The sequence below is a fragment of the Phyllobacterium myrsinacearum genome (genome assembly GCF_002980555.1).
Classification (GTDB): Bacteria; Pseudomonadota; Alphaproteobacteria; order Rhizobiales; family Rhizobiaceae; genus Phyllobacterium; species Phyllobacterium myrsinacearum.
Genome location: NZ_PVBT01000002.1, coordinates 719,763 through 737,062 on the forward strand (window position 1 = coordinate 719,763; position 17,300 = coordinate 737,062).

Sequence of the window (17,300 nt, forward strand, 5' to 3'; positions counted from 1 at the left end):
GGCCGACCATTGCAAGCGACACACCGGGACACCCCGCCCGTGGACGTTCATCATGTCATGGCAGGTCTCCTGGCTCACAGGTCGGCGCTGGTGTCGGCCTTCCCGAAGCGGGGCTCCAGTGGCATTGTCGACAACAACTCGCTGTTTACAGTTGCGGGGGCAGCGCCGGCATCAATGTCCAGGACATCTCACCGGCTTCCCTCTTAGCTCCCGGTCTTGCGACTCGGGGAGAACCATAACATCTATATTTAGTATCAAATTGCCATCTACAGTCAATAGGTAGATAGCGACATCTTCGCTTGCTCAGAACGTTGCGGATTGCGGCAACACGAACGGCACGGATTTTCCGGGCAGACCGCCGACCTTGAGCGCACATTCATAAACACGCAGAATGCGGTCATCCGTCAAGACCTCCATGGGCGTACCCACAGAATCGGCCCTTCCCTTGTGCATAACCACGACGCGGTCGGCAAACATGGAGGTCAGGTTGAGATCGTGCAGGATCGCGATAACCCCGCCACCGCGATCGGCGAAGTCGCGGGCAATCTGCATGATGATCAACTGATGCTTGATATCGAGGCTCGACACCGGCTCATCGAGAAAAAGAAAGCGGGGCTGGCCGTCCAGCACCGGCTGCCAGACCTGGCAGAGGACGCGCGCCAGTTGCACCCGCTGCTGCTCGCCGCCGGAAAGTTCCTGATAGAACCGCCCGCCAAAACCCGCGAGGTCGACCCGTTCGAGCGCTTCGTCCGGCAACGTTTCCACGTTGTGCCGCGCGGCGCCGGAGCGGCCGCTGGTCATGCCCAGCTTGACAATCTCGCGCACGGTAAACGGAAAGGACAGCGAGGTGGATTGCGGCAGGATCGCCCGCATGCTTGCCATCTGCCAGAGCTTCAGCCGGTTGATCGGCACACCGTTGATGCTGATGACACCCTCATGCGGCAGGTCGCCGGAGAGTGCGCGCATCAGCGTTGTCTTGCCTGATCCGTTGGGGCCGACGATGACGCAGAATGCGCCCGCCTCCGCATCGAAGGATACATGCTCGACAATCCTGCTTCGACCGAGAGAGACAGAGACATTGGAAACACGGATCATGATCAGAGGTCCAGAATGCCGCGGCGGCGCAGCAATATCCACAGGAAGAACGGTGCGCCGACGGCCGCCGTGACGATGCCGATGGGCAGTTCGGACGGCGCAACGATGGTCCGGCTGACCGCATCGGCAATCAGCAGCAGGCTGGCGCCAAGGAGAGCGGCGGCCGGCAGGAGATAGCGGTGATCGGGACCGATCACGAGGCGCAGAAGATGCGGAACAACCACGCCGACAAAGCCGATGCCGCCGCTGACCGCAACCGATGCGCCGGTCGCTGCTGCAACCGTGACAATGGCGATGCGTTTGAAGCGCTGCACCGGGATGCCGAGATGACTGGCCGATGCTTCCCCGAGGGCGAGCCCGTTGAGGCCGCGCGCGAGGAATGGCGAAATGACAAGGGCCAGCGCAATGAGCGGGCCGGACGCTGCGATCTTGACCCAGTTGGCTCCCGCCAGCGATCCCAGTCCCCAGAATGTCAGGTCGCGCAACTGTTTGTCGTCGGCGATATAGACCAGGACCCCGATATAGGCGGCGGCCATGGCGCCAAGCGCTATGCCGGCAAGCAGCATGGTGGCGATGGATGTCTGTCCGCGCCGGGTTGCGACCCGGTAGAGGACGAGCGTGAAGATGAGTGCGCCGAAAAAAGCGGCAAGCGGCAAGGCGTAGAGACTGAACAGGGCGATCATCGGGGCGAGGAAGGTTCCGCCGAGAACGATGATGCTGACAGCGCCAAGCCCGGCGCCCGCCGAGACGCCGACGATGCCGGGGTCGGCCAGCGGATTGCGGAACAATCCCTGCATGACCGCACCCGATACGGCAAGGGACGCGCCGATCAGCGCGCCGAGAATGACGCGCGGCAGGCGGATATCGTAGATGATGATGCGGTCGCGGACGGAAAGCCCATTGTCCGCCGCATCGGTTCCGGCAATCAATGTCTTGACGACGGAGAGGACCGACGCATCGGATGCACCAAAGGCAAGGCTGAAGACGATGGTGGCGGCAAGCACCAAGCACAGGCAGGCAATGACCATGCGCGCCAATGCCGACCGGTCGCCCTCCGGGCGCAGCCTTCTGCCGCCCCGTGCGGAAGCAAGGACGGCAGGCTTTCTCAAGACGGTCTCACTCATTTGCCGAGTTCGTTGCCGTACATGGCCTGTGCCAGTTCGTGAATTGCCTTCGGCGCGCGCGGCCCGAAGCCCAGCAGATACTGGCCGCCCATGCGGATGATCTTCTTGTCCTTGCCTGCGGGCGTTGCGGCGATCGCCGCATTGGCAAGAAGATCGGCATTGTTGGACGAATGGTCACCGCCGCGGTCCATGACCAGAATGACGTCGGGTTTGGCCGTGATGATCGCCTCGTCCGTCAATGGCTTGTATCCGGGATATTCCGTGATCGCATTGTCGGCACCGGCCAGCGCAATGATGCCATTGGCGGCTGTCCTGGTGCCGGAGGCCATGATCTTGCCGCCCTGAGCGCTGAGGACGAATAGGACGCGCTTGCGGTTCTTGATGTTTTTCGTCGCGTCCTCGGCCGCCTGCAAATCCTTCTCGATTTGCGATGCCAGCTTTTCGGCTTTTTCATCAACACCGAGGGCTGTGCCCACGGCCCGTATTTTTGCCGGGATGCTTTTCCCCGTATAGTCCTCCGGTACGAAGACAAAGGGGATGCTGGCCTTCTTCAGGACATCAATCGTCTCCTTCGGACCGCTGCCTTCCACGGCAATGATGGCTGTCGGGTTGATCGAAAGAACACCTTCCGGCGACAGCGCACGCATGTAGCCGACATCGGGCAGCTTTTGCGCCGCCTGCGGATAGGTGCTCGTCTGGTCGCGGCCGACAAGGTGCCCCTCCTCTCCCAGCGCATAGATGATCTCCGTGATGGAGTCGCCGATGGACACCACCCGGCTGGCATCGGGAAGACGGCCGGTGACTTCTTCGGCGGATGCCATGCCGTTCGGGGTCAGCAATGCCATCAGCCCGGCGAGTGAAACGGCGAGATACAGCCTTGCCGGCTTGCTCTGGCGTTTAGCGAACATGGTCATTTCCTTACGCGGCCGAACGCAGGATGCGGGGCAGGTTTTCAACAAGCTGGCGCCAGTCGCCCCGTTCGCCCGAACCCTCGTGGCGTTTGCCGAAGAACTGGATGATCATCTCGCCGTCGGCGCCGTAGGCTTCGAGCGATGTCACATGCCCATCCTTGGTCGGCTTGCGCACGGCCCACAACTCGGCAATGTGGTCGAGACGCAGATGCATATGAAACGTTTCATCAAGGATATTGAGCCATGGCCCCATCGTCTTGATATTCGAAATCGGACCCGAATGAATCTGGATGCAGCCGCGATTGCCGACAAAGCACATGATCGGTATCTGTTCCTGCACCGCATGCTGCATCATGGCGCTCAAGGCGTCACGATCCAATGCCCAGGCATAATCCTGCCCGATCACCTGCACCGCCTGATGGCGCGTCATCTTTAGCGAGCGCAGAATGCCGAAGAATTCATGCACATCCTTCATCTGCGTCCAGCGATCGCGCAGGCCGTCCGCATCAAGTTCATGAATTTCCGCGGTCTTCTCCTCGGGCTTCGGCAGCGCGGTCAATTCAATGCTTTGCGACTGGTCGTCGAGACGCAGCTTGGTGACAAGGGCATGGTAGGCGTCGAGATCCGAAGCGGGCCGCAGATGGATTTTGTGGATTGCCTCACCGGCGGCATCGAAGAACTGGAGACTGCGGCGGGTGAATTCGCCGTCCTGCTTTTCCACCGCAAAGCCGTGCGCCCAGCTGTCGGGAAACAGCCGCAGATCAATCTGTTCGCCCAGCAGCATGGAGGCGTGCTTGCCGACGATGGGCTTGTCGTAGACGCCGATCTTTTCGTGCACGGCGCTTTCGTTGCGCGTCAGCGCCATCACCTCGCCGAGGGTCTGTATCTCGGTCAGGAAGGTTTCGATGCGCGGTGTAATGCGAACAACATTGAGGCCGCAAAAGGCTGCAACCAGATCGGCCTCGGTAATGCCAAGCTGCTGGGCGAGGTCACGCTCGCGCATTTTGGGATTGTCTTCCCGAGCTTGCCGGATGTCCTGGGGGGCTGGCTTGTGCGTATCAGTCATTGTCTTCGGGTGCCTATCGATGCGTTACTTGTTGAGAATGAGTTTGCCCTGTCGGGTGATTTTGAGACGGTAGAGCGAGCCGGCATGTTCGATCCCTACTTCGTTGGAACCGTCGAACAGGATCTCGCTGCCATAGACGCGCATATCCGTTTGCCGGACCGGCATGATTTCGCGTGCGAGCGGTGCCAGCCTCGGAAGCCGGACTTGAAGATCGATGATTTGGCGTCGTGACATTGCGGCCAGCCTTTTCGTGCTGTCGCTGCCGGAATGCTTCGGCAACGGATAGTTCAAACTTGACTCGTATGATCATATTTATTACTCAACATAAAGAGGAGTCAACGAGTCAAGTTAGTTGGTGCTTGAAAAACATCACAAAATTGCAATCAAGCTGACCGCTAGCCCGCAAAATATCCCGGAATTCCGGCTATCCCTCCGCAAGCACCGGCCGGAAATTTCAGGGCGCGATGCGCAATTTGCTGCAGGAGCTGGTTTGAGCATGACCGCTGCTCCAGCCACGATGAAGCCTGCGGCAACAGGGGGGCGTCGGGGCATGAGTCCTCCCCGGCGCCAACCCTGACAAAGAAAAAGGCCCTTGCGGGCCTTTTCCATGGACGGATTGATTGTGTTCGGGTCCGCAAATTAGAACGGCGAATCCGGGAAGTAGAATTCCTTGGCATTGTCCTTGGTGACCAAAGTCGCATCCAGGATGTATTTGCCGCGCACCGGAACCTGATCGTAGAAATTGGCAACCGTCAGTTCAAGCGCCGTTGCGATCATGGATGGCGGATAAAGGACGTTGATCGGTGTCATGGCATCGCCATCGCTGACGCGCTTGATCATGTCCTTCATGCCGGCACCGCCGATAACCATCTTGATATCGGTGCGCTTGGCCTGGCTGATCGCCTCGAGCACGCCGACTGCCATGTCGTCATCCTGGCACCAGACGGCATCGATCTTCGGGAACTTGGTCAGATAGTCCTGCATGACCTTGAAGGCGTCATCGCGTGACCAGTTGCCGAACTGCTTGTCGAGCACCTTGATACCGCTTCCGGCGATGGCTTCGTCAAAACCCTTCTGGCGTTCTTCGTCAATGACGATCGGCAGGCCGCGAATGACCACGACGTCACCGGTGCCAAGCTTGTCCTTCAGATATTTGCCGGCGACACGGCCGAGCTCCGGGTTGTTGCCCGCGACATAGAGATCCTGGATCGTCGGATCGGACAGCGCACGGTCGACAACCGTGACGAACACGCCCTTTGCCTTGACCTGACGGATCGGGTCGGTCAGCTCGTCGGAGTTGTGCGGCAGGGTGACGAGGGCATCGATCCCCTGCGTCGTTAGGTCTTCCAGTGCATTGGCCTGGGACGCGCCATCGGGTGATGTCTTGATGGTGATCTTGAGGCCGGGATGGTTGGCCTCAAGAATCTTGGCTGCCCGTTCGGCGTGATAGACGACGCCGCCGGTCCAGCCATGATCGGCAGCCGGAATGGAAACGGCAATGTTGACTTTCTTGTCCGCGGCGTGAGCCAGGACCATGCTTGACGCGAGCAGCGCGCCGGCAAGTCCCACGATGAGTTTACGCATATCTCTCTCCCAAATATTCTACGGGCCTTTGTGTCGAGGTCGGCGGGTGGCCCATTCTCCCCCTCCCAAACTTCAATCGCCGTTTATCCCTTCCGCTGCAGTGTCCGCTGCACCAGCATGGCGATGATGATGATGACGCCCTGAACCGCACCGATCAGATATTCACTGACGAAGTTGGACAGGACCATGATGTTGCCGACGATCTCCAGCATGAAGGCACCGCAGATCGTGCCCCAGATGCGCCCGACCCCGCCTTTGAGTGCCGTGCCGCCGATGACAACCGCCGTAATGGCCTGCAACTCCCACAGCATGCCGGTCGTGGTGGTGGCCGCACCCAGCCTCGGGACGTAAACCACAACAGCAATGGCGACACAGATGCCCTGAATGACATAGGTCATGGCGCGGACACGGTTGACGTGGATGCCGGAATAGCGCGCGACGTCTTCGTTGGAGCCGACCGCGATGACGTGACGGCCGAAGGAGGTCTTGTAGAGGATGAAGGCACCGAGCAGACCGACCGCAAGAATGATCCAGACCGGTATCGGCAAGCCGAGAAACGTGCCCGTATAGACCGGCCGGAACAGATTGCGCATCTCGCTGGATTTCATCGCAATCGATCCGCCATTGGCCAGCCAGACCGTGACGGAGCGGTAGATGGCCATTGTTCCAAGCGTCACGATAAACGGTTCGATCCGTCCGAGCGTCGTAACGGCGCCGTTCACCAGCCCTGCGCCTGCCCCGACGCCGATGGCGATGACGACACCGGCGGCCAGCATGGCGAAATTGCCATCGATGGCCGCCGAGTTCAGGAACAGGATCATGATGCCGGCGACAAGCGCGGCCATCGATCCCACCGACAGATCAAGCCCGCCGGCCGAAATCACGAAGGTCGCACCAACGGCGATGATGGCAATGAAGGAGGAGCGGGTCAGCACGTTCAATATATTGTCGATGCCGATGAAGCTCGGATTGACCAGGGCGCCCAGAACGAAAAGCGCGGCAAGCGCCAGAAACGGCGCAACCGCCGTCTTGTCGATATCCGCCAGCTTGCGGCCCAGGCCGCGCGTATCGGTATTTGCTTGCGTGTCGCTCATGCGGACCCCGTTGCGTAAAGTTCTGCTTCGTTTGTTTTGACGCCGGTGGCGTAGACGACGATCTCATCTTCCGTCATCGCGTCTCCCGAAACCTCGCCGACAATGCGCGAAGAGCGCATGACAAGGATGCGGTGACAGATGCCGATCAGTTCCTGCATCTCGGAGGAAATGACGATGACCGATTTTCCTGACTTGGCGAGATCGGCGATGAATTTGTAGATTTGTTCCTTGGTGCCGATATCAATGCCGCGGGTCGGCTCATCAATGATGACGATGCTTGGATCGAGCAGCATCATCTTGGCGAGCAGGAGTTTTTGCTGATTGCCGCCGGACAGCTGGCCCGCGAGCAGATCGCGCCGCCGGGCCCGGATGTCGAATTCAGCAATTGCCTTGTCCAGCCCCTGTTCTTCCTGTTTGCGCTCGATGAGCGGTCCCCTGGTGAATTTTTCCAGCGAGGCCAGCGTGAGGTTCGTCCGCAGGTTTTGCGCCAGAAGCAGTCCCTTGCCCTTGCGGTCTTCGCTGAGGTAGACGATCCCGGCGGCCATGCTGTCGCGCACGCTGTGAAACCGCACCGGCTTGCCGTTCAGCTTGACCTGCCCGTGCCCGGCACGCAGCCCCACAATGCCTTCAAACAGCTCGGTGCGTCCCGCGCCGATCAGCCCGGCAAAGCCGAGAATTTCACCCTTGCGCAGGACGAACGACGCGCCGCGGGCATAGCCCGGAACGTCGAAATTGCTCACATCAAGGATCGTCTCGCGCGTCGCGGTCTCTTCCCTTTCGGGATAGAGTTTCGACATGTCCCGCCCGACCATCAGCTTGGCCATGTCGACAGGCTGCAAGTCCGAGGCATTGCGGGTCGCGATGAGCTTGCCGTCGCGCAGCACGGTGATGCGGTCGGCGATGGCGGCAACCTCCGGCAGGCGATGGGAAATATAGAGAACCGCCACGTTCTGATCGCGCAGGTTGCGGATCACCTTGAGCAGCGCTTCCGTCTCATAGGGCGTGAGGGATGCCGTGGGTTCATCAAAGATCACCACCCGGTGCGGTACCTGCAGCGCGCGGGCAATCTGGACGAGCTGGCGCCGGGCAATGGAAAGGCGCGACACGGGCGTTGCCGGATCGATGTCGGCACCAAGCTTGCGCACGGCTTCGGCAGCCAGCCGGTTCATCTCCCGGTCGTTGACCATGAGACCGCGTTTCAGTTCGCGCCCCATGAAAATGTTCTGAGCGACCGTCAAATGCGGCGCAAGCAGGATTTCCTGGTGCACAAGCACAAGACCGCGATGCTCCGCATCGACGGGACCGGCGAGGGTCACGTCTTTCCCGTCCATCGCAACCGAGCCGCGGGTCGGTTGCAGATGGCCGCTCAGCAGTTTCATCAGCGTCGACTTGCCCGCGCCGTTCTCGCCGATGATCGCGTGCACCTCGCCGGGCTGGATGGTGAGGCTGATATCGGTCAGCACTTCCACCGGCCCGAACGCCTTGGCGATGCCCCGGGCTTCAAGCACGGGCAGCAGAGTTGATTGTGTGGCGGGGTCTGAACTCATCTTTCCTGGTACCCACCTCTGCCCTGCCGGGCATCTCCCCCACAAGGGGGGAGATCAGCCTCCATTATCGTGCCAACCATTTTACGGCGTTGCCCCATGGATAGAGGTATCAATGCCAATGTGATCTCCCCCCTTGTGGGGGAGATGGCTGGCAAGCCAGAGGGGGATGATATCCGCTTTTCCATCACACCTTCGTCCAGACACCGCCAGCCTTGGATGATTTGACCGCAGCCTCAATAAACTCCATGCCGGCAAGACCATCCTCGACCGTGGGATAAATCACATCCTTTGGTGTCTTCTTGCCTGTCCGCGCAGCGATGATCGCCTGTGCGGCTTCGGTATAGATATTGGCAAAGCCTTCGAGATAGCCTTCCGGATGACCGCCAGGGATACGGGTGACACGGGCGGCTTCCGGCGACGCGCCAGCCCCGCCGCGGGTCAGCAATTGCTTGGGCTTGCCGAACGGCGTGTACCAGAGATAGTTCGGATCGGCCTGGGTCCATTCCAGTCCGCCCTTGGTGCCGTAGACGCGCAGTTTCAGGCCGTTCTCGTGTCCGGGCGCCACCTGGCTTGCCCAGAGCATGCCCTTGGCGCCGCCATCGAAGCGCATCAGGATCTGCACGTCGTCATCGAGCTTGCGGCCTTCGACGAAGCTGGTGAGTTCGGCGCAGAGCTGCTTCAGGGTCAGACCGGAAACAAAACAGGCAAGGTTATAGGCATGGGTGCCGATATCGCCGATGGCACCGCCCGCGCCGGAACGCGCCGGATCGGTGCGCCATTCCGCCTGCTTTGACCCGCTGTCCTCGGCTTTTTCAGTCAGCCAGTCCTGCGGGTATTCGGCCTGCACCAGCCGGATCGTGCCGAGCACGCCCTTTCCGACCATGGCGCGCGCCTGCCGGATCATGGGGTATCCGGTGTAATTGTGAGTCACGGCAAAAATCTTACCGGTCTTCTTCACCAGTGCCACGAGTTCCTTGGCATCCTTGACAGTGGTGGTGAGCGGCTTGTCGCAGATCACATGGATACCGGCTTTCAGAAAAGCCTTCGCGGCAGGTGCATGCATATGGTTTGGCGTGACAATAGCCACCGCCTCAATCCCATCCGGACGCTTGGCTTCTGCTTTCGCCATGTCTTCGAAAGAGCCGTAGGCACGGTCTTCCGCGATCCCGAGCTCCTTCGCCGAAGCCTTGGCGCGTGCCGGATCGGAGGAGAGCGCTCCGGCGACGAGTTCGTACTGGTCGTCGATGCGCATGGCGATGCGATGAACGGCACCGATGAAGGCCCCCTGCCCGCCGCCGACCATGCCGATGCGGATGCGCCGGGTTGCCGCCTTTTGTTTGCTTGCTTCAATAGCCATTGCCGCTTCCTTCCGTTCCTATACCAGACCAAGGATACGGCGATTGGCCGCGTCGTCGGTTCCTGCGCCAGCGAAGTCATCGAATGCCCTTTCGGTCACACGGATCAGATGTGCGTTGATGAATTCCGCGCCTTCACGTGCACCATCTTCCGGATGCTTGAGGGCGCATTCCCATTCCAGCACGGCCCAGCCGTCGAAATCACAGGCCGTCAGCTTTGAAAAGACGGCGCCAAAATCCACCTGCCCGTCGCCGAGCGAGCGGAAGCGGCCGGCACGGTTCACCCAGGACTGGAAACCGCCATAAACGCCCTGACGGCCGGTCGGATTGAATTCGGCGTCCTTGACGTGAAAAGCCTTGATGCGCTCGTGATAGATGTCGATGTAGTCGAGATAGTCGAGCTGCTGCAGCACGAAGTGCGAGGGATCGTAGAGCAGGTTGGCGCGCGGGTGATTGTTCACGCGCTCCAGGAACATTTCGTAAGTGATGCCGTCATGCAGGTCTTCCCCCGGATGGATTTCATAGGCGGCATCGACACCCTGTTCGTCGAGGTAGTTGAGGATCGGCGTCCAGCGCTTGGCCAGTTCGTCGAATGCCGCTTCGACGAGACCGGCAGGCCGCTGCGGAAAGGGATAGAGGAATGGCCAGGCCAAGGCGCCGGAGAATGTCGGCATGACTGTCAGGCCAAGATGGTTGGAGGCGCGCGCGGCGCGCTTGACCTGATCCACGGCCCATTCCTGCCGCGCCTTGGGATTGCCATGCACCTCGGGCACGGCAAAACCGTCCATCAATTCGTCATAGACCGGGTGAACCGCGACGAGCTGGCCCTGCAGATGGGTTGAAAGCTCCGTAATGGTGAGGCCGTGCGCATGGGCAATGCCCGCCACTTCATCGCAATAGGTCTTTGAGTCCGAGGCCTTCTTGAGATCGAACAGGCGTGCATCCCAGGTGGGAATCTGGATGCCCTTGTAGCCGAGGGATGCTGCCCACTGGCAGATCGCGTCGAAAGAGTTGAACGGTGCTGCATCGCCCGCAAACTGCGCGAGGAAAATGGCTGGTCCCTTGATCGTCTTCATGTCTCGTCTCCTCCAATTCATGCGGGGCGCCTCGGGCAGGCACCCCGTCCAGTCTCTGTTCAGGGCATGTTGTCCCTGAGAAAAATATCGATGCGGATATGTTCCTGCCCCGGCACAATGGGACGGCCTTCGCGCAGGGCGGTGAGAATGCGCGCGGTGCTGCGCGCCATATGCCCGACATCCTGGTTGATGAGCGCGTCCACGGTGCCGCGCACCAGATGGCGGCGGGTCGAAGCGGTGAGTTCATGCGCCACGAAAATCACGTCGGATACACGGCCGGTTGCTTCGAGCGCGGCGACAACGCCCGCCTGACCGCCGCCGGCATTATAGATGGCGACCAGATCGGGGTGATCGCGCAGCAGCGAGCGGGCGACCGTCTCAACCCGCGCATTCTCGTCCCGTGCTTCCCGCACGGGCAGTACTTCAAGATTGGCGTATTCGCGGGATATGACCTGTTCGAAACCGAATTGCCGCTCCACGTGGTCACGCAGGGCCAGCGAGCCGGCAATCATACCGACCTTGCCCTTGCGCGCTCCGACGAACCGGCCAATCAGCGATGCGGCGGTGCGCCCGGCGGCATAATTGTCGATGCCGACAAAATGGGCACGGCGCGAATTCGGCACATCGGAAACCAGCGTCAGGACAACCACCCCCCTGTCGGCCAGCGCGTTGATGGCTTCCGTCACGGCAGGATGATCAAGCGCGACGACAGCGACGCCGTCGATGCTGGAGGGCAGCCGTTCAAGCGCGGCCGCAAGGGCCTCGCCGTCGAAAGTATCGACATACTGAATGGAGAGGCGCACGCGTTCCTGCAGCTGACGTTCGCGGGTTACGCGAAACTCCGCATCCAGCGCCTGCATGAATTCGTTTTCGCCGGTCGGCAGGATAATCCGGAAATCATAGTCGCGTCCGCGTGCAAGCCGCGATGCATGCTGATCCGGGTGAAATCCAAGCAGCTTGATAGCCGCATTGACGCGTTCGATGGTGCGCGCATGCACACCATTCCGCCCGTTCACAACTCGATCAACCGTTGCAAGACTGACACCGGCTTCTCGGGCGACGTCTTCAAGCGTCATCTTTACCACGAGAAATCTCCTCCACCTGATATACTAGATTGGAGAAATGAGGTGTGCAACTCTTTTTGACGGGTTTTGATGGGAATTTTGAGGCATGGAATGATGCGGCCTATGGATGGCTCGGTTCTCCGCCCGGGCGGAGAACCGTTTGCTGTCATTGGAATGCGGTTCTTTCTGCACGCCGCAGCAAGAGCGCAATGAGGAAACCGGCCCCGGCCGCGATGCCGCCGATCAGGAAGACGCTGCCATACCCGGCCCTGTCCGCGAGGAGGCCTGCCAAAGGTCCCGTCAGGCCGTAAGCCAGATCCTGAAATGCCGAGAAGCCGCCCAAAGCCGTACCGCGCAGATGCGGATCGACAAGATGCACGACCTCGCGGCCCATGGCTGGAAAAATCAGCGAGCATCCGAGGCCTGTCAGAAAGGCCCCGGCAAGCGCAAGGAGCGGATCCCCGGCGCCCCAGATCAGGAACTGGCCGATTGTTTCAAGAGCAAGCGAGCCAGCGGCGACCGTCAGCCCGCCGACACGGTCCGGAAGGTGCGAGAACAGCACGCGCACAAGAACGAATCCGCTGCCGAAAGCCGTCAGGCCAAGCGCCGAATAGCTCCAGCTCAGGTCACGGAAGTAGAGCGTGAAGAATGCGCCTATCCCGGCAAAACCGATCCCCTGCAGGCAGACAATCAGTCCGTGCCACCAGATGCGGCCCATCACGCTCAGGAATGGCGGACGCTCGGCATCGGGGTGCGGCGCCACCCCGGGAATGAGCCAGATTGCCAGCAGCCCGAGGCAGGGCAGAATCCCGCCGATTGCCATCACGGCTGTAAAGCCGACATTATCCAGCAATGCCAGGCCGATCGGACCACCGATGGCCAGCGCCCCGTAAATCGCCGCGCCGACGAGGGCCAGCACCTTGCCCGAACGGGCGGGGCCGACGAGACCGATTCCCCAGCCAATCACGCCGACGGCGACAAGGCTCTCGCCGAGCCCGAGGAGAAGACGGCCTGCAAGCAGGACGAGAAATGCGATGAAGGGCGTATGGAATGTCAAGCCAGCAAGGAGAGATGTGACCGCTCCCGCGACGTAGAACATAAGCCCTCGTGCCACAGCGAACTTTACCCCCAGGCGATCGGACAAGCTGCCGGCGTGGCCGCGCGTGACGATCGTGGCCAGAAATGCACTGCCGACGCCCAGCCCGGCCCATACGTTGCTCAGCCCCAGGTCCTTGGAGATGTAGATCGGTATGACTGGCAGAGACATGCCAATGCAGAGATAGGAAATGAAAAGAATTGCGGTCAGCAGCAATAAGCGGCCCTGCTGCGGATCGCGTGTCGATTGGGAAGCCATACTATTCTCCGGCATTTCCCGATCGGCGGAGCGCAACAAAAAACGCACTCCGACCGACAGGGATCGTTGAGTGCGTTGGTTAACGTTGAACGCTTACGGCCAATAATTGGCAGGCATTTTGCTTTAATCCGCCCCGATACATGTGTCAATGGCAGGAGCCTGCGGCAACCTTGGGCATCTCTGGCCGTCACATGATTGTAACGCGATTGGCGCATAGGCGGTGCCAAAGATCGAAAAGCATTGTAAAAGCGGCGCATGACCGACATTCACATCCAGAATCTGACGAAGCGCTTCGGCGAGGCGGTTGCTCTCAGAGATATCTCCATCGATTTCCCCGCAGGGTCATTTACCTCGCTGCTGGGACCCTCCGGTTGCGGCAAGACCACTCTCCTGCGTCTGATTGCCGGGTTCGAGGCACCCGACGATGGCATCATCGATTTTGGCGAAGAGCGGATCGCCGATGCGCGCCGCCAGAAAACGCCGGAAGAACGCGGCGTCGGTGTTGTCTTCCAGTCCTATGCCCTGTGGCCGCATATGAATGTGGCCGAGAATGTCGCCTATCCGCTGAAGACCAGGAAGGTGGCCAAGGCCGAGATCGTGCAGCGTGTCAAAGCGGTGCTGGAAAGCGTCAGCCTCGGCGCTTTCGCCGATCGGCGGATCGAGGAGCTTTCGGGCGGCCAACGGCAGCGCGTCGCCCTCGCCCGCTGTCTGGTTGCCGATGCGAAAATCATCCTTTTCGATGAACCACTTGCCAATCTCGACATGCATTTGCGTGCGTCGATGATCGAGGCTTTTCGGGATATTCACCGGCGCACCCGCGCGACGATCGTTTATGTCACGCATGATCAGTCGGAAGCGCTGGCGCTCTCCGACCGTATCGCGGTGATGAATGCCGGGAACATCCTGCAGATCGCTGCCCCGGCGGAGGTGTATCATTCCCCGGCAGATCAGCGCGTGGCCGGGTTTATCGGCCGCGGCACACCGGTTTCCGGCACGGTTGTCGAAAGGCAGGCATCATCGGCGCTGGTTGAGGTGGCAGGCTATCGCATGGCTGCGCGGGGTGTTGTCAACGGCTCCGATACCATCAAACTGCTGCTGCGCCCCGAAGCTCTCCGTCTCGCCGATGACGGGCTTGCTGCCACAGTACAGGAAAGCACCTATCGCGGCGCCGTCTATGAGACCCGGCTTGAATTGGCCAACGGCGAGCGCCTGACGCTCGACAGTCCTTTGGCGCTGCGCATTGGGGAAACCGTGCATCTCGCCGTTGCCGACGCCTGGATTATTCCCGGCTGATCTATCGCCAGGGCAGAACGCCCGGCGGGAGCTTTCTGCCGAGACGGTCGAGAATGGCCAGAAGCACGACGACGATGACAATCGTCGTCACGGCAATGGCTGCCGCATGCGTGCCAAGTCCGGCCTCTTCCAGACTGAACAGCACGACGCCGAGTGTTTCATGCCCGCTTGACCAAAGCAGTGCCGAGACCGTCAATTCGTTGAATGCGCTCATGAAGACAAGCAAAGCGCCTGCAACCGCCGCGGGTGCCGTCAATGGACCGGTGATGGTCATGAGACGGCGCAGCGGACCTGCACCGGACACGGCGGCTGCTTCATTGAGATCGCGCGACAGCTGCCCGATTGCCGTTGTGACCGGTTTCATGGCCAGGGCGAAAAACCGCATGAGATAGGCAACAAGGATGATCCAGGCCGTGCCGTAGAGGCTGCCGATCAATGGCAGCGGCCGCAGGAACAACAGGATGCAGGCGATGGCGAGCACGATACCCGGCAAGGCATAGGGCAGTTCGATTGCGCCATGCAGGATGCGTTGCGACAGGCGCGAGAAGCGCTCCAGACCCACGGCGACTGGAATGGAGCCGATGGCGAGAATGAGTGCGGCGCCGCCAGCAAGGGTCGCCGAGTTCCAGAAAGCGCGGCTGGTCGAAGCCTGCCGCAACAGGACCTCCTCGAAATTGGCGAATGTCAGGGTGGTCCAGCTGAGCGGAACGCCGAAAGACGGGATCAAAGCCGTGGTGATCAGGGCAAGCACCGGCAGGATCAGCATGAACAGGATGGCGACCCAGCCAAGGGCGGCGAACAGCCAGCGATAGCGGCCAAGAGCAAAGCGTGCGGGTGTTCCCGCCGTGAAGCGGTGGCTGACCTTCTTGAGCGCCAAGGCCTGCAATAGGACGCCGAGCAGGGCAAGCACGGCAATGAGGACGGAGAGCGCTGCAACCTGCGGCAGCACGCTCGGGCCAAAGCTGGCGATGCGCTGGTAGATCATCGTTGTCAGGGTGAGGTAGTTGACCGGCATGCCAAGCAGGGCGGGAATGCCGAAATTGCCGACGCCGGACACGAAGGCAAGCGCCGTGGCCGCTACGAGATAAGGCCGTACCATCGGCAGGATGATCGTCGCGAGCACGCGCAGCGGCGATGACCCCGAAGAACGCGCCGCCTCGACCAGATCGCGGGGAACGCGGGTGAGCCCTGCCCGCAATGTGATGAAAACAATGGGCGCATGCTGGATGGCGTAGAGCAGGATGATGCCGTTGCGGCCGAGCAGCGGATTGGATGTGCCTGGCGGAGGCGCCATGCCGAAAGCACCAAGCAGGGTGCTGGATGGTCCGAACAGATGCAGCCACGACAGAGCCATCACCTGCGGTGCAATCATCAAGGGCAGCAGCAGCAGGAAGCCGAGTGTCTTGCGCCCCGGCAGGTCGGTCATGGCGATAGCGATGGCGAAGGGTGCGCCAATGACGAGGGCGAGCAGCGCGCCGAAGAAGGCCGTATCCAGCGTGTTGAGCGTGGCCCGCATGACCGAGGCGCTGGAAAGCCGCCCCGCCATGGCGGTGAGATCGATCTCGCCACCCGGTGCGACGGCTGTCACCAGCAGCCGCAGCATCGGCAAAAAGCTTAAGGCAAAGATGATGGCGAGAACCAGCACAGCGGACAATCCGCCGTCCCGCCGGAAATAACGCCACACTCTATATGCCGGGGAACCCGCATGCATGGATGCGGGTCCGGTGTTGTCTATGGAATGCACAACGGCCAAAGGCGTTTACTGCCCCATTACTTCGCTGAATTTTTCCTTGTTCTTGGTCTCGTTTGCGAGCGCTCCGGCAGCGTCGAACGTCATGACCTTGATCGAAGCGCGGTCGGGGTAACCTGCGGGAAGAGCGACATCGGCGCTCGCCGGAATATAGCCCATCTTGGCTGCGAGTTCCTGACCGTCCTTCGACAGGAGGAAGTTGATGAAGGCTTTTGCCGCTTCCGGATTTTTCGCCGTCGACAGGATGCCGGCCGGTTCGGTGACAGCCGAGACGCCTTCCTTCGGGAAGACGAATTCGACCGGGGCGCCCTTGGCCTTCTCGCGAATCGGCATGTAGTCGACGATCATGCCATAGAGCTTGTCACCGCCGCTGACGGCTTTGAGGATATCGCCATTGCCGCCCGCAGCTTGCGCGCCATTCTTGGCGAGCTGCGCGTAGTAGTCCCAACCCTGCTTGAGATTTTCGGTGAGTGTAACGGTGTGGATGAGCGCTGCGCCCGATGTCAGCGGGCTTGGCATGGTGACAAGACCTTTTGCTTCCGGCTTGGTGAGATCGGCCCAGCTTGCCGGCACAAAGGGTGCCTTGGTGTTGTAGACAATGCCTGTCGTGATCAGCTTGGTGGAGAAATAGGTGCCGTCCTTGTCAACGAGCGCGGCGTCGATACCCGAAGTCTTTGCGTCCTTGAAGGGCAGCAGGCGGCCTTCCTTCTTCAAGCCTTCCATCGTCACCACATCGGCAATCAGCAACACGTCGGGCTGCGGCTGGCCGGCTTCGATTTCGGCGCGCAGCTTGGCCATGATCTTGGGCGTTCCGTCGCGTACCCATTCAACCTTGATACCAGGGTTCTTCGCCATGAATGCGTCGGCAGTTTGCTGTGCATCGGTGTTGGGCTGGCTGGTATAAAGGACAAGTTTGCCGTCTGCGGCAAACACCGGCTGAAGACCGGCGGCAAGCAAAGCGGAAGCGATGAGAATGCGGCGCATGAT

At 60.7% G+C, this 17,300-nt stretch carries 15 protein-coding genes and 1 riboswitch; of the genes, 1 reads left to right on the plus strand and 14 read right to left on the minus strand.

Annotated elements, in window-relative coordinates; all coding sequences use genetic code 11:
• Nucleotides 1-42: 42 nt before the first annotated feature.
• Nucleotides 43-253, minus strand: a riboswitch (cobalamin riboswitch).
• A gap of 50 nt (nucleotides 254-303) precedes the next feature.
• The 12 genes from C5750_RS10205 to C5750_RS10260 all read right to left on the minus strand — a co-directional run bounded on the left by C5750_RS10205 (nucleotide 304) and on the right by C5750_RS10260 (nucleotide 13,285).
• Nucleotides 304-1,095 carry a heme ABC transporter ATP-binding protein gene (locus tag C5750_RS10205; protein ID WP_105733741.1) on the minus strand — a complete coding sequence of 264 codons (792 nt, stop codon included), beginning with the start codon at nucleotides 1,093-1,095 and terminating at the stop codon, nucleotides 304-306.
• Nucleotides 1,096-1,097: 2 nt separating this feature from the next.
• Nucleotides 1,098-2,219, minus strand: a complete 1,122-nt coding sequence (locus C5750_RS10210; RefSeq protein WP_105733742.1) for a FecCD family ABC transporter permease — start codon at nucleotides 2,217-2,219, stop codon at nucleotides 1,098-1,100.
• Nucleotides 2,216-3,127, minus strand: a complete 912-nt coding sequence (locus tag C5750_RS10215; RefSeq protein WP_483428609.1) for a heme/hemin ABC transporter substrate-binding protein — start codon at nucleotides 3,125-3,127, stop codon at nucleotides 2,216-2,218. The genes C5750_RS10210 and C5750_RS10215 overlap by 4 nt, the downstream gene beginning before the upstream one ends.
• Before the next feature lie 10 nt (nucleotides 3,128-3,137).
• Nucleotides 3,138-4,196 carry a hemin-degrading factor gene (locus C5750_RS10220; RefSeq protein ID WP_105733744.1) on the minus strand — a complete coding sequence of 353 codons (1,059 nt, stop codon included), beginning with the start codon at nucleotides 4,194-4,196 and terminating at the stop codon, nucleotides 3,138-3,140.
• 24 nt (nucleotides 4,197-4,220) lie between these two features.
• Nucleotides 4,221-4,361, minus strand: coding sequence for a hemin uptake protein HemP (gene hemP / locus C5750_RS10225; RefSeq protein WP_223614931.1), 141 nt, complete (start codon nucleotides 4,359-4,361; stop codon nucleotides 4,221-4,223).
• 474 nt (nucleotides 4,362-4,835) lie between these two features.
• A complete protein-coding gene (locus C5750_RS10230; protein WP_105733745.1) occupies nucleotides 4,836-5,780 on the minus strand; it encodes an ABC transporter substrate-binding protein in 945 nt (314 codons plus the stop codon).
• An 83-nt stretch (nucleotides 5,781-5,863) separates the two neighbouring features.
• Nucleotides 5,864-6,874 carry an ABC transporter permease gene (locus C5750_RS10235; RefSeq protein ID WP_105733746.1) on the minus strand — a complete coding sequence of 337 codons (1,011 nt, stop codon included), beginning with the start codon at nucleotides 6,872-6,874 and terminating at the stop codon, nucleotides 5,864-5,866.
• Nucleotides 6,871-8,421, minus strand: a complete 1,551-nt coding sequence (locus C5750_RS10240; protein WP_105733747.1) for a sugar ABC transporter ATP-binding protein — start codon at nucleotides 8,419-8,421, stop codon at nucleotides 6,871-6,873. The genes C5750_RS10235 and C5750_RS10240 overlap by 4 nt, the downstream gene beginning before the upstream one ends.
• 184 nt (nucleotides 8,422-8,605) lie before the next feature.
• Nucleotides 8,606-9,778 carry a Gfo/Idh/MocA family protein gene (locus C5750_RS10245; RefSeq protein WP_105733748.1) on the minus strand — a complete coding sequence of 391 codons (1,173 nt, stop codon included), beginning with the start codon at nucleotides 9,776-9,778 and terminating at the stop codon, nucleotides 8,606-8,608.
• Between the two features lie 18 nt (nucleotides 9,779-9,796).
• Nucleotides 9,797-10,852 (minus strand): sugar phosphate isomerase/epimerase family protein, encoded by a 1,056-nt coding sequence (locus tag C5750_RS10250; RefSeq protein WP_105733749.1) that lies wholly within the window; start codon nucleotides 10,850-10,852, stop codon nucleotides 9,797-9,799.
• Between the two features lie 59 nt (nucleotides 10,853-10,911).
• Nucleotides 10,912-11,928: a LacI family DNA-binding transcriptional regulator gene (locus C5750_RS10255; protein WP_105733750.1), complete on the minus strand. Its 1,017-nt coding sequence runs from the start codon at nucleotides 11,926-11,928 to the stop codon at nucleotides 10,912-10,914.
• Nucleotides 11,929-12,082: 154 nt separating this feature from the next.
• Complete coding sequence (locus C5750_RS10260) at nucleotides 12,083-13,285, minus strand: MFS transporter (RefSeq protein ID WP_280952405.1); 1,203 nt, start codon at nucleotides 13,283-13,285, stop codon at nucleotides 12,083-12,085.
• 240 nt (nucleotides 13,286-13,525) lie between these two features.
• On the opposite strand from C5750_RS10260, the gene C5750_RS10265 reads away from it, so the two are divergent.
• Nucleotides 13,526-14,563 carry an ABC transporter ATP-binding protein gene (locus C5750_RS10265; protein WP_105733752.1) on the plus strand — a complete coding sequence of 346 codons (1,038 nt, stop codon included), beginning with the start codon at nucleotides 13,526-13,528 and terminating at the stop codon, nucleotides 14,561-14,563.
• Between the two features lies 1 nt (nucleotide 14,564).
• Here C5750_RS10265 and C5750_RS10270 read toward each other — a convergent pair whose 3' ends face one another.
• Entirely contained in the window at nucleotides 14,565-16,208 is a 1,644-nt protein-coding gene (locus C5750_RS10270; protein ID WP_342588459.1) for an ABC transporter permease, read from the minus strand.
• 114 nt (nucleotides 16,209-16,322) lie between these two features.
• A complete protein-coding gene (locus C5750_RS10275; RefSeq protein WP_105733753.1) occupies nucleotides 16,323-17,297 on the minus strand; it encodes an ABC transporter substrate-binding protein in 975 nt (324 codons plus the stop codon).
• Nucleotides 17,298-17,300 lie beyond the last annotated feature (3 nt).

Bases quoted from the DNA above. Each gene is read 5' to 3' on its own strand.
- C5750_RS10265 (WP_105733752.1), top strand. From the start codon at position 13,526: ATGACCGACATTCACATCCAGAATCTGACGAAGCGCTTCGGCGAGGCG.
- C5750_RS10275 (WP_105733753.1), bottom strand. From the start codon at position 17,297: ATGCGCCGCATTCTCATCGCTTCCGCTTTGCTTGCCGCCGGTCTTCAG.
- C5750_RS10255 (WP_105733750.1), bottom strand. From the start codon at position 11,928: ATGACGCTTGAAGACGTCGCCCGAGAAGCCGGTGTCAGTCTTGCAACG.
- C5750_RS10220 (WP_105733744.1), bottom strand. From the start codon at position 4,196: ATGACTGATACGCACAAGCCAGCCCCCCAGGACATCCGGCAAGCTCGG.
- C5750_RS10260 (WP_280952405.1), bottom strand. From the start codon at position 13,285: ATGCCGGAGAATAGTATGGCTTCCCAATCGACACGCGATCCGCAGCAG.
- C5750_RS10240 (WP_105733747.1), bottom strand. From the start codon at position 8,421: ATGAGTTCAGACCCCGCCACACAATCAACTCTGCTGCCCGTGCTTGAA.
- C5750_RS10250 (WP_105733749.1), bottom strand. From the start codon at position 10,852: ATGAAGACGATCAAGGGACCAGCCATTTTCCTCGCGCAGTTTGCGGGC.
- C5750_RS10205 (WP_105733741.1), bottom strand. From the start codon at position 1,095: ATGATCCGTGTTTCCAATGTCTCTGTCTCTCTCGGTCGAAGCAGGATT.
- C5750_RS10235 (WP_105733746.1), bottom strand. From the start codon at position 6,874: ATGAGCGACACGCAAGCAAATACCGATACGCGCGGCCTGGGCCGCAAG.
- C5750_RS10245 (WP_105733748.1), bottom strand. From the start codon at position 9,778: ATGGCTATTGAAGCAAGCAAACAAAAGGCGGCAACCCGGCGCATCCGC.
- C5750_RS10215 (WP_483428609.1), bottom strand. From the start codon at position 3,127: ATGTTCGCTAAACGCCAGAGCAAGCCGGCAAGGCTGTATCTCGCCGTT.
- C5750_RS10210 (WP_105733742.1), bottom strand. From the start codon at position 2,219: ATGAGTGAGACCGTCTTGAGAAAGCCTGCCGTCCTTGCTTCCGCACGG.
- hemP (WP_223614931.1), bottom strand. From the start codon at position 4,361: ATGCCGGTCCGGCAAACGGATATGCGCGTCTATGGCAGCGAGATCCTG.
- C5750_RS10230 (WP_105733745.1), bottom strand. From the start codon at position 5,780: ATGCGTAAACTCATCGTGGGACTTGCCGGCGCGCTGCTCGCGTCAAGC.